General features: G+C 43.0%; 11 protein-coding genes and 1 pseudogene. All 12 read left to right on the top strand.

Annotated features, from left to right (window positions below; translation table 11 throughout):
* Positions 1-70 precede the first annotated feature (70 nt).
* The 12 genes and pseudogenes from CEF13_RS18345 to CEF13_RS18295 all read left to right on the top strand — a co-directional run bounded on the left by CEF13_RS18345 (position 71) and on the right by CEF13_RS18295 (position 12,703).
* A complete protein-coding gene (locus CEF13_RS18345; RefSeq protein WP_102712742.1) occupies positions 71-898 on the top strand; it encodes an AraC family transcriptional regulator in 828 nt (275 codons plus the stop codon).
* A 152-nt stretch (positions 899-1,050) separates the two neighbouring features.
* Positions 1,051-1,755, top strand: a complete 705-nt coding sequence (locus CEF13_RS18340; protein WP_102712740.1) for a response regulator transcription factor — start codon at positions 1,051-1,053, stop codon at positions 1,753-1,755.
* A complete protein-coding gene (locus CEF13_RS18335) occupies positions 1,755-3,143 on the top strand; it encodes a sensor histidine kinase (protein WP_102712738.1) in 1,389 nt (462 codons plus the stop codon). The genes CEF13_RS18340 and CEF13_RS18335 overlap by 1 nt, the downstream gene beginning before the upstream one ends.
* A 69-nt stretch (positions 3,144-3,212) precedes the next feature.
* The gene (locus CEF13_RS18330) at positions 3,213-3,797 is read left to right on the top strand and encodes an FG-GAP repeat protein (protein WP_208414310.1); all 585 of its coding nucleotides are present in this window, start codon (positions 3,213-3,215) and stop codon (positions 3,795-3,797) included.
* A 27-nt stretch (positions 3,798-3,824) separates the two neighbouring features.
* Positions 3,825-4,934: a putative lipid II flippase FtsW gene (gene ftsW, locus CEF13_RS18325; protein ID WP_102712736.1), complete on the top strand. Its 1,110-nt coding sequence runs from the start codon at positions 3,825-3,827 to the stop codon at positions 4,932-4,934.
* Positions 4,935-4,966: 32 nt separating this feature from the next.
* The gene (locus CEF13_RS18320; RefSeq protein WP_102712734.1) at positions 4,967-5,509 is read left to right on the top strand and encodes an undecaprenyl-diphosphatase; all 543 of its coding nucleotides are present in this window, start codon (positions 4,967-4,969) and stop codon (positions 5,507-5,509) included.
* A 5-nt stretch (positions 5,510-5,514) separates the two neighbouring features.
* The gene (gene mgtE, locus CEF13_RS18315) at positions 5,515-6,852 is read left to right on the top strand and encodes a magnesium transporter (RefSeq protein WP_102712732.1); all 1,338 of its coding nucleotides are present in this window, start codon (positions 5,515-5,517) and stop codon (positions 6,850-6,852) included.
* 97 nt (positions 6,853-6,949) lie between these two features.
* Entirely contained in the window at positions 6,950-8,077 is a 1,128-nt protein-coding gene (locus CEF13_RS18310; RefSeq protein ID WP_102712729.1) for an FtsW/RodA/SpoVE family cell cycle protein, read from the top strand.
* Between the two features lie 270 nt (positions 8,078-8,347).
* Entirely contained in the window at positions 8,348-10,576 is a 2,229-nt protein-coding gene (locus CEF13_RS18305; protein ID WP_166742701.1) for a DUF5060 domain-containing protein, read from the top strand.
* Between the two features lie 19 nt (positions 10,577-10,595).
* A pseudogene (locus CEF13_RS28855) lies at positions 10,596-10,760 on the top strand (hypothetical protein); the annotation flags it as partial.
* A gap of 286 nt (positions 10,761-11,046) precedes the next feature.
* A complete protein-coding gene (locus CEF13_RS18300) occupies positions 11,047-12,081 on the top strand; it encodes an S-layer homology domain-containing protein (protein WP_102712725.1) in 1,035 nt (344 codons plus the stop codon).
* A 25-nt stretch (positions 12,082-12,106) separates the two neighbouring features.
* Positions 12,107-12,703: a TlpA family protein disulfide reductase gene (locus tag CEF13_RS18295; RefSeq protein ID WP_166742703.1), complete on the top strand. Its 597-nt coding sequence runs from the start codon at positions 12,107-12,109 to the stop codon at positions 12,701-12,703.
* Positions 12,704-12,744 lie beyond the last annotated feature (41 nt).

Raw genomic sequence — 12,744 nt, 5'->3', positions numbered from 1 at the left:
ATATGTAATTTATCATACTATTTAGGGCATTCAAATAGAAAATATCACAATAGATGTGAGGATTATCACTATGCATGAAACAATTTATAACTTTTGGCACCTTTGTGATCCTAAGCTTCCGCTTAATATAGAAAGGGCGGGAATATCTTACTGCGACAAAAATTATATAATTGAACGCAATGGCGAAAATATATATTCCTTCGAATATATTATTGAGGGAAGCGGTGTATTGGAGATTGAATCCAAAACCTTTTATCCCAAAAAAAATGACGTATATATTTTAACTAAAAATAGCCGCCACAAGTATTATTCCAGCGAAGAGAACCCATGGATTAAGATATGGGTAGTTTTTAAGGGTGAATTCGCAGAATCTCTGTTTAATCAATACTTGCCTGCTGACACCTACGTTGTGAAAGATTGCAACATTCTTTCCTATATGAATGAAATTGTAAATATTGCCTCTCTTAATCAAAAAAACTATTCTGATTTAACGGATGAGATTTCAGTTATTTTACTGCGAATAGTGCTGCACTTAAAAAATCATCTCGAAAACAAAGTACTTTCTGTTCCTGAACAAATTAAGCTTTGTTTAGATTTGAATATTGAAAATGCAATGGACATTAACGATGTTTCAATGGAGCTCGGGTATTCCAAAAATTATATTATTAAACTATTTAGAGAATGTTATGGAATAACACCTTATACGTATTTTCGGAAACGCAAGATTGAGCTTGCGCAGCATTATCTACGGAACTCTCATTTAAATATAAATGAAATTTCAACAAAGCTGAATTTCGCAGACCAGCATTATTTTTCTTCATGCTTCAAAGCAATAGCTGGTATTTCACCTTCTGAATTTAGAAGAAATAATAAAGCCGTTCTACGTAATGAAAAGTAAGGGTTTGACAGATGATAGGACAAGCCTTACGATGGCATAGGTTCAGGTTGCCCTAGAAGTAGTTTTTACTTACTTTTGGGACAACCCCTTTTTATATATATGCATAATAGGATTCGAGCAGATGAGAATCATTAGGTTTGAAGGAGGAAATAATGGAAACGATGTACCGGAATCAAGTACTCATTGTAGAAGATGATGATCATATAAGACGTTTTGTAGCGATTAATTTGGATAGAAGTGGTTTTGCTGTGACAGAGGCTGCTTTTGGGGCGGAGGCGATTGAAAGTTTCACCACAAGCAGGCCTGATGTTGTCATATTGGACATCATGCTGCCGGATATGAACGGGTTCGATATATGTGTGAAGCTGAGAGAGATAGATCCCGATATCGTCATTATTTTTCTGACTGCAAGGGGGCAGGATTTGGACAAAATCAGAGGCCTTGAGCTTGGCGCTGACGATTATATCGTAAAGCCGTTTAACCCTTTGGAGCTTGTTGCCCGAATCAAAACGGTGCTGCGACGTACACAAAGTGCTGCTATACCGCAAAGAAAAGTGCTGCAATCAGGCGAGATCAGAATCGATCTGGATTCTAATAAGGTTTTTAAGCATGACTGCTTGCTCGAAATGACGCCGAAGGAGTATCTCATGATCAAGGTGTTTGTAGAAAATCCTGATAAAGCGTTATCCCGAAATGAGCTGCTGAACCTGGTTTGGGGTGAGGATTTTGTTGGGGATACGAAGACGGTTGATGTTCATGTGCGGAAATTGCGCGAGAAAATAGAAGACGATTGCTCAAAACCACAATTGATCGAAACCGTTTGGGGTGTAGGATACCGCTGGAGGAGGGATGAATAGTGGGAATCCAAAAGAGGCTAGTTGGCAGTTATTTTGTAGTCAGCCTGATTACGGTAATGATTTTGGAAATTATTCTTATCACCTTTGTTCACTATTATTTTAATAACAATGTTGAACGGATATTAACGAATCAAGCGGAGCTATCCGCTTCTTTTTTTCACCAATATTTTGATGCTGAGGACCTTGAGCAGCAATCAGAGCGATTATTGAAAGGTTTCTCCGAAAATTCTAACGCGCAGGTTCAAATCATTCAAGCGAATGGAACGCTTCTACAAAGTACAACGGGAGAACGGATCGGTGAGATTCTGAATGACTTCGAGGATGTGCAGGAAGCAAGCCTTGGCAAGGTTGGGATATGGCGAGGCTTCGATGATTCTACACATGAAGCTCTACTTGCTGTGTCCTATCCCTTAAAGTCACAAGAGACTACAGTAGGCGTTGTCAGGTTCGTTACTTCTCTCACCGAAACGATCAAAACAATCAACTATATTTCCGCTATTTTTATTAGTATCGGTTTATTTGTGCTCGCCATCGTTGCGGTTCTCGGTGTCCTTGTATCAAGGACGATCACCGGCTCAATTAAGGAGCTGAAAATTGCGGCCGAGAAGATGGCAGAAGGAGACTTTGCTGTAACTATAAAAAAACGATACCGGGATGAGCTGGGTACGCTGGCAGACACCTTAAATATGATGGCGTCGAAAATAAGGCGGAACGAAAAACTCAAAAACGATTTTATTTCATCCATTTCCCATGAGCTTCGTACTCCGCTTACTTCTATTAAAGGCTGGGCCGTTACCTTGAAATCGGACGGAGGGAACGGCAAATTGCTGCTTGAAGACGGACTTGACATCATCGAGACGGAAAGCGACAGATTAACCTGCCTTGTGGATGAATTGCTTGATTTATCGAAATTAGACAACGGACGAATGGAGCTGTACTGCACGCCGCTTCATCTAAACGAATTACTGGAGCATATCAGAAAACAATTAGCTCCAAGGGCTGCCCGGCAGCGTGTGAGTTTAGATGTGCATGTAGATCGACATATGCCTGTCATTCATGCTGATGAAAATCGGTTGAAGCAGGTGCTGATTAATTTACTAGATAACTCGCTTAAATTTACAAGCTCAGGTGGAATAATCAATGTTAATGCTCAAGTGGATAAGGCTCTGAGGCAGGTCATCATTTCTGTAGAGGATACGGGATCGGGAATCGCGGAGCAGGAGCTTAACAATGTATTTCAGATGTTTTACAAAGGAAACAACAATCAAGCGGGCAGCGGTTTAGGCTTATCCATATCCAGACAAATCATTAATCTTCATCATGGGGAAATGAAGCTGTACAGTCAATTTGGTAAAGGAACCAAAATCGAAATTTATCTTCCGGTGTGAGGGAAACGCAATTTTAACCTTTTCATAACCTTTTCGTATACTAAACCATTTACAATAAGGAGCAGATCCATGAAGTTAAAGGAGAAGGGGAAGCGCGTGCTTAGGAAGCTGATATGGGCTCCGATCATTTTAACAATTTTATTATGGACTGGCGGTTGCGGATTGCCCCCGACCCCCATCGAATTAATTAAACCTCCACTTGTTCAAGAGAATACCGATAATAGCCATAACATTACCTTGTTTGCATCCTTGCTTCCCGCTGGAGCCAGAATATTGATTCCTGAACAAAGCAAAGCGAACAATGGTGTTTCATACGGAGATATAGATGGAGACGGCGTCGATGAGGCTGTCATTGTATATGAAGAGGGCAGCTTTAATGATCGAACATTAAAAGCGGCGCTGCTTAAAAAGCATAATGATGGGTGGCATATTGTTTGGGACACTGAGGGCTTTGGTTACGGTATCGATTATAGGGAGTTTTCAGATGTTAATGGAGATGGATTCCCTGAAATCCTCTTAGGCTGGTCATTTGGCGCGGGAGGTAATGGATTGGATATTTATGGGTGGCAAGATAATGCGGTTAAACTATTAAGCAAAAAGGGTTATGACAGTGAATCGGATTTGAGTGGACAATGGACCAAGGCCATTCAGTGACGCTGCTTCAAGGAGGTATTTCACGATTTGAATGGCATTCGTAGAGGGCGCGCTGATTTTATTCTTCTTTTTATTACATTACTGCTTGTTGGACTAGGTCTCGTCATGATATTCAGCTCCAGCTCAGCGATGGCTATTGTGAAGTATGGAAGCCCTTGGTATTTTGTTTACAAACAAAGCGTATTTGCTTTGGTTGGTTTATTTTTGATGGTCTTTTTTATGATTGTTCCTTACTCCTTTTGGCTGAAGACCTCGCCATTGATCATGTTTTTTTCAATATCGCTGCTTCTGCTTTCGTTATTATTAGGGATTCATGTTAATGGAGCGAAACGATGGATGGTATTAGGCGGCTTAACCTTTCAACCGTCTGAATTAGCGAAATTATCCGTTATTTTATATTTATCCGCATTAATCAGCAAAAAAGGGGAACGAATGCGCCTTTTTAAGCAGGGTCTGCTTCCTATTTTAATTGTGCTGAGTGTTATTTTTTCGCTTATTATGATGCAGCCCGATTTCGGCTCTGTTCTGATTATATTTTTTATTGCAGTTACGCTCATTATCATCGGTGGAGCTGCCGGGCATCAGTTATTGCTGTTATCGTTAGGCGTAATACCGATATTTATTTATCTTGCGGTTAGTGAAAGCTATCGTCTTAAGAGACTCATTGCTTTTTTGAATCCTCTCGATTATCAATCTGAATCGGGCTATCAATTGATTCAATCCTTCTATGCCTTAGGCCACGGCGGACTGACTGGCACAGGCATAGGGAGAAGTATTCAGAAGCTATTTTATTTGCCGGAAGCGCATACCGATTTTATTTTTGCTGTTATTGGTGAGGAATGGGGTTTTGTTGGGTCTACGCTGTTGATTCTTATCTACATTTTTTATTTGTGGAGAGGATGCTTGGCGGCACTTAGATGCCCAGATACGCATGGTACGCTGCTAGGAATGGGCATAGTAACCATGATTTCAGTCCAAGCTATGCTTAATGTCGGTGCAGTTACCGGGAGCTTGCCTATTACGGGCGTTACTCTTCCTTTTGTCAGCTACGGGGGAACTTCTTTAATCCTTTGTATGGCTAGCACCGGTATATTATTAAGTATTTCCCGGAATCAACAGCGAAAGCGTGAGCAATAATACAGGGGAATGGTTGAAACGGGGGAAAAAATATGTTAACAGATTTCGACTATCGGATTTTTCAGTATATTAACCAGCTGGAAGGGAAAGGTAGTTTTTTGAATGAATTTATGCGTTTTTTTGCAGAGTATGCGGTTTACTTATTTATTATAGGTTTAGTGTTATATTGGTTTATTGGACGACAGAGAGATCGCCGGATGGTCATCGAAGTCGTATTTTCCGGCTTGCTAGCTTTGAGTATTAGTAAATTGATTAGTCATTTCTATTACCGGGCACGTCCATTCGTCGATCATGATGTATTTCAAGCGATAGCTCATCATGCCAATGCTTCTTTCCCAAGTGACCATGCAACGGGGACATTTGTTATTGCGACCGTCATCTGGATGCATCGCAAGCGTCACGGATGGTTGTGGCTTAGTTTAGCGGCTGTTGTATCGTTCTCAAGAGTATGGGTAGGCGTTCATTATCCATTAGATATTGTAGGAGGCATGATTAATGGTATTCTATCTGCAGTCCTCATTCATGCCGTTTTTTCCAAGTTTAACCGGGCGAATCAAATCGTAATTAAGGGGTAGCCTGCATGATCCATATCGAAGAAATGCAGCAAATACTGAGCGAATTAGACCATAAATCCATAGTGGCATATATAGAATCGGTTAAGCCGATTGATTTGGCACAAGTTCTAGAAAAGCTCGACATAACGGAACAGCTCCAATTGATGGGCATGCTGCCGCCAATGACGTCCGCTGAGATTCTAGAATATTTGGAGCCTGTGCACCAATATCGAATTCTTACCCATTTGGAAGAATCGATGACATCTCAGGTGTTGAATATGATGTCAAGCGATGTGGTTGTTGACATGATGCTGGCGATACATCGTTATCAGGCTGATAAGATGCTGGATTTATTGCCGGACCATTACCGACAACAAGTTCAGATATTAATGACCTTCCCGGAATATACAGCGGGAAGTCTTGCAACAGTTGATTATATTGCCGCCCGCAGCTCGTGGACAATCGAGAGAACGCTTCAGCATATCCGAAAAATTGGCCATGGAGCAGAAATCACCTCTTATATTTATGTTACGGGAAATAAAGGGGAGCTGCATGGCGTTGTCTCATTAAAACAAATGATATTAGCGGAGCCGAAGACACATTTATCGGAATTGGTTATGAGCGATGCGATCTCTGTTCCAGCTACTATGGAGCAAGAGGAGGCAGCAGAGCTTCTGTCCCGATACAATTTGGTTGCTCTTCCAGTCATTGATGCGGAAAAACGTTTAATTGGCGTCATTACGGTTGATGATGTCATTGACGTTATTCATGAAGAAGCGACGGAGGATATTCAGAAGCTGGGCGGAAGCCAGCCGCTAACGGATACTTATTTCAAGTCTTCTGTATTTCAGCTGTACAGAAAAAGAATCGTATGGCTATTGATTTTATTTGCAGCAGAGGCTTATACTGGGACTGTCCTTAGACATTACGAGGAAACGTTATCTGAGGTTATTGCGCTCGCATTCTTTATACCGTTGCTGGTAGGGACCGGTGGCAACACTGGAACACAGACCGTATCGACGCTCGTGCGGGCTCTCGCAGTTGGAGAAGTACAATTTCGTGATATGTTTAAAGTGATAAGAAAAGAAGTAACCACCGGCCTTATGTCCGGTGCGACTATATCGTTGATTGCGTATCTTCGATCTTGGATGCTCGGCGTTGATTCAAATATCGGGCTTGTTGTTGGTATTACGGCCATGACCATAGTGCTTTGGGCATCATTTGTAGCTGCCGTTTTACCATTGATTTTATACAAGCTGAAGGCGGATCCAGCTGTCATCTCCGGCCCCCTTATAACGACTTTAGTGGATGGCACAGGACTGATCATTTACTTCACGATTGCTAGAATAATACTTCATCTCTAATCATATTTTTGACGCTGGCAATGGGGAAATTCTCGAACAGTTTGATCAGTAGGGGCAGAATTTATTCTGCCCCTTATTAAAAGCGGAGTTGAATGGAATGCTTCACAAGATAAGGCAGCTTGATGTACCCATACTATTTATTTTAACTATTTTTTTATTTCTGAGTACCGCTGTTATTTATAGTTCTACTCATGGAACAAGATATGATGGCATGCACATAAACAATATTATTATTTTTGGTGTATTATTTATTCCAATGCTAGCCATAAGCTTGGTAGATTATCGCGTACTTATTAAACATTTTTCTTATATTTTCTATGGGATAGGCATTTTGCTTCTGGTTTATGTTTACTTCAAAGGAGAGAACATAAATGGCTCTCAGCGGTGGATGAGTATTGGCTCCATGGTCCTCCAGCCGTCCGAGATTATGAAAATTTTTGTTATTATGGTTTTTGCCAAATGGCTGAAATCTCGGGATGGGGAATCGCTTCGATTTTTTCATGATTTGCTGCCTCTCTCTGCTCTTGTAGGTATCCCTTTCTTCATCGTGCTGCAGCAGCCTGATCTGGGAACCTCCATTGTTTTCATATGTATTTTCATAGGCATGCTCTGGATCGGAAATATTCAATGGAAGCATATGCTTGGCAGCATTATATTGGCCGTTCCTCTCATTTCAGGCATTGTGTTTCTGTATTTTTATAATTTTGAGATTTTCTCCAAAATAGTGAAGCCTCATCAATGGGCTCGCATTCAATCCTTTATTGATCCAATGGCAGATCCAAATAAAAGCTACCATGTCGATAATTCTATTCATGCTATTGCGAGCGGACAATTGATGGGAGAGGGGTTCCTTAATGGCAGGTTGATAAGGGGTGGCTTTATTCCTTATAGCTATGCGGATTCCATTTTTGTTGTCATTGGGGAGGAATTTGGCTTTATCGGCTCCTCCGTACTGCTTTTATTATACTTTTTATTAATTTATCGAATGATTCTAATTGCGGTACAAACGGAAGATTTGGAAGGAAGATACTTGGTTGTTGGCGTTATTTCCATGCTGACGCTGCAAATATTCCAAAATATTGCTATGCATATTGGGCTTATGCCTTTAACAGGAATTGCACTTCCTTTTGTCAGCTATGGAGGCAGCTCACTGATGACGAATATGTTAGGGATAGGCTTGGTATTGAGTGTTAAGCTTCATAAGACTTTGAATCCTACGTATTAACAGATGATCTAATATCAATAGAAGGAGCCTTATGCTTAAGCAGCATGAGGCTCTGTTTTTATTTGCATTTGATCGATCCATTTGTCTCATTTGGTTAATAAAATGAAGACTTCATGACTACTTTGGTTATTTCAATCGTCTGTCGGTGAGATATATACTAAAGATTGTATGTTATGTGAAGTGCAGGCGCTGCAAATTGAAATGTATGCGCTTACGCGCGAGATGACAGAGAAGAATGCATATGAACATATGAATAATGGAGGTTGGCAGGTGTCGAAAATAAGTTGGCAAATCGGGCTGGCTGGAGTAGCCACATTCATGATTATCGGAGCGCTGATGCTCGTCTTATTTCCCGGCAAGAAGGAGTTGATTACGTTGAAGGATCTTGATGGCACGGCTGGACCGAAAATCATTGCGGTAAAGCAAAATGCATCAGAAATAGGGGCATATGAGAAGTTTGAGCTGTCGCTTGAGCTTCAGGCAGCATACGAAAACCCATATGACCCGGAAGAACTGGATCTGAGTGCTGTGTTTCTGTCTCCTGGCGGTAAACAGTGGGAAATTAATGGGTTCTTTGATGGCGCAGGATGGCTGGTTCGATTCGCACCGAATGAAATCGGGAACTGGAAGTATAGATTGTCAGTGAAGGATAAGACAGGGACGACGATTAGTGCCGAAGCTGGATTCAACACAGTGGAATCCAGCAGCCATGGCTGGATACAGCTATCATCTTCAAATAAGCGTTATCTAGAATACAGCGACGGTTCAACCTTCTATGGCGTCGGGGCGGCTTATCCTTGGGGAATAACGGAGTCTGGCCTTGATGATCTAGCTGGCAATGGGGCGAACCTAATTACATACTGGAACGGCAATTATGACAATGCCGGCAATGGCGGCGGTGATGATCAGATTGAATCGGTCGGATCGGGCATCGGCAAATATGATGTGCAGAAGGGCTTTCGGGTGGATGAGCTGCTTGAGTGGTTTAAAGCGCGTGACTTGTATATGAATTTCGTGATCTGGCCTCATGACTCGCTTGCTGACCAGATTAACGGCTGGCCGACGGCATGGAAACGAAGCGCTTATTCCACTATTGGAGAAGCGAAGGATTTCTACAGCAGCGAAGAAATGTGGAAGTTTCAAGAGAAGCTGTATCGCTACATCATTGCCAGATGGGGATACAGCCAGCACATTGCCGCCTGGAATCTCGTGACGGAGGTAAACGGTACTGACGGCTGGTCATCCGGCAACTCCGAACAAGCGAATGAATGGATTACGAAGATGCAGCAATATTTCAAGTCGAATGACCCCTATGGTCATCCTACAGTAGGATCGATGGCCGGAGGAGCAGAAGATTATTGGGATCATGGGTACAAGACGCTCGACATTGCCGACCGTGAGAATTATTACGATTTCACCTATAAAGCGATCGCCAAAGATGTGCAGACGAGATGGAAGAAGTATGAGAAGCCGTTATTTATCGGGGAAATCGGTAATGTGACCAATCCCCAGCTTTACCATAATGCCCTATGGGCAGCCCTTTCGAACGGACTTGCTTCTGCTCCAATTTGGTGGGCGCAGGATAAGATCAATGCGGAGATGTTTGATCAGATGAAGGTGTTTTCTGATTTTGTGAAAAACATCGATTTCCGGGAGCCGCGTACGCACATGGAGCTCGCGACGAAGACGATCCAGAAGCAGCTTGATGCAGAGATATTGCTGGAGGATGGCAAGAATGCCGAGGATTGGAACATGCCGGACTGGCCGGATGCGAATATGGATGCGGCAGGCACGCTCTATAAACCTATTGCCGAGGATGGTGCAGTCAGCGTATTGATGTCTTTCCGGAGCGGCGGTTACTCGCAGGGTTTTCTGCATCAATCAGGATTTCCGTCCGATTGGTCCAGCTATAAGGAACTGCAGTTCGACATTTATGTCGAGCACGATGGCAAGGGCGAGCTTCAAGCCAAGCCGGTATTGCTGCCAGACGGGAATTGGACTGAAGGAAATGATCGTTATGATATCAAGCTGACATCAGGCAGCTGGACGACGATAAGCGTACCGCTGGCAGATGTTCCTCGCAATTATTGGAAGGATAGCAAGAAGATCGAAACCGAGCAATTGCATAATATCAGCAGTTGGGGAGTGAAGCTGTATACAAAGGTTTCGGACAAAGAAGCGAAGCCGACAGTTGTGAAGCTGCGCAATGCGCGGCTCTTATCTGATAAGCCGCCGTCTGTTGAGGTGAAGGAAGCACAGGGCTGGGTAATGGCCGGGCAGAAGCTGTCATTCGGCTGGCTGGTCACCGATGAAGGCGCAATCGGTGGAAAGACCGCTGAGCTGAAGTGCTTTGGCGAAGGTGAAGCAACCGTCTCCTGGTATAATCCATGGAACGGCGAGGCGCTGGGCAATGAAAAGATCTTGCCTGCAGAAGGTGTGCTGAAGCTAACTGCACCAACTTCGGATAAGGGCGATATTGCATTCCTAATTAAACGATAAAAAATGTGAAGCGTTCTATCCTTCTGATAATGGTGATTCTATTATATTGACACCCTCATTCCTCAGCCAATCGAAGGATGGCAAGATGGAGCTCCGTATGCATTTCTGGAGCGGCAGCAAGGTTGAATACGTACTGATCAAGGAAGGCGAACACTTGAATGGCGTTCCTGTAGGAACAGCCTGATTAGCAATCATACAAGCTTGGACAATCAATAAAATAAGCAGTTAAACAAAACCCTTCGTCACGCATACATACGTCGAAGGGTTTGTTTTTTTCTACAGCATGAACTTCACGGAACTGCGGAAATTCATAACTTTTAACCTGATATTGCAAATACATTCCTCATCCCTATTTGTACAATGAAGCTAAACGAGCGGAAAGCTTGTTGAGCCTATGTCTTGAGTGACCGATTTCACCAGTAAGGCTCCTTCATCAATACTACTTTAAGAACGTGGAAAGGACGATTTCAATGATCAATTGTAAGCGTTTTAGTATGGTTGGATGGTTTGTATTGGTATTCATTCTAGCAGTGCCCAGCTTTGCGATGGCTGCTGCCGATACGCCTGTTTTCACGCTCTCTCAGCATCAAGCAGACAAAAAGATCAGAATTGACATTACAGGGGACAAATTAAAAGACGTTTACGCTTTTGAAGTCAAACTTGAATTTGATACGAAGAAGCTCCGTTTTGATGGGGCAAGCAGCAGTATGACAGGCTTTTCAATAACGCCAATCGTCGAGGGTGCTCAAATTGTATACGCTACGACCAAAATTGGCAAAAAAGCAGGCGATAGCGGCAAGATTGCATTGACTAGCTTGCTTTTTGAATCCATTGGCAAGGGGAAAGCGGAAGTGAAGCTAACCGATGTGAAGCTTGTAAACAGCGCGCTTGAATCTATTACTTTAAAGCCGAATGTCAAAATGTCTGCCGTGCTTGATATAACTGTATTCAAGGATATAGCGGGTCACTGGGCAAAAAGCGCAATCGAACGAGCTGTTAACCTTGGCTTCATTAATGGTTATACCGATGGTACTTTCCGCCCTAATGCGCAGGTTACCCGTGCGGAGTATGCGGCTATGCTCGTTCGCGCTCTTGATTTGCCAATCAAGGATGGCGAGAAATTATCATTTAAGGATGCGGGCAGTGTTCCAAGCTGGGCTTCTGACTACGTAGCTGCTGCGGTTGAGGCTGGTATCATAACGGGCTATGAGGATCATACCTTCCGTGCAAGCAAACCGATTAAACGCAGTGAAATAGCTGTTATGATTGCTCGTGCGCTGTCGTGGCAGGTGGATCCAGCCCAAAAATCTTCGTTTGCTGATCGTAATGATATTCCTGTTTGGGCGCATCCATCCGTAGCGATGGCTGCAGAAGCAGGCATTATCAAGGGAAGAGATGCTAATCGCTTCGTGCCTAACGCCAATGCAACCCGTGCAGAAGCGGTGACCCTGCTCCTGTCAATGATTGATTACAAACAGTCGCATGAATCGCCGAGCAACAGCTAGCAATTTATGCATGAGGAGTAAAAAAATGAGCAAATCATTTCGAATTGTTAGCATATTCGTGCTTGCTACTGCCGTTGGTTTAATTCTAATGCTTCAATCGAATCCATCCAATGGCAAGGAGGGAAATAAGCTTAATGCTGCAGCGCTTGAGAAAGTATTAAGTGTGAAGCAAGAAGATGCTTTGCATCGTAATGCATCTTCTTCTGTGCGGGCACCTTCCTTTACGTTGAAAGCATTGAACGGAGAAACGTACACAATCGGTGAGACGAATAATAAACCTCTCGTTCTGCAATTTTGGGCGAGCTGGTGCGAGGCTTGCAGCATAGAAGCACCTACACTGAAAACACTTCATGAGTCGTATCAAGACAAAATTGATTTTTATGGAATCAATTTATCCTCGGAGGAGAAGCAGGGGGAAGATATCAAGGCGTTCATTCAACAAAATGGATGGACGTTCCCAATCCTATTGGATGACAATAAACGCGCCTCCTACTTATATGAGCTGCACGCATTGCCAACCACGTTTATTATCGATGCCGACGGTACAGTACTTGACACCTTTCACTTGGTTGATCCTATGGAATTTCGTTTGAAGCTGGAACAGCTTGCTTCAGGGAGGTGAGCGCCGCGATAAGGGCTTAAGGGGGAGGAATAGAAATCTGC

This window comes from Paenibacillus castaneae, assembly GCF_002884445.1.
Lineage (GTDB): Bacteria > Bacillota > Bacilli > Paenibacillales > Paenibacillaceae > Pristimantibacillus > Pristimantibacillus castaneae.
This window is presented reverse-complemented; position numbering and strand designations above follow the sequence as displayed.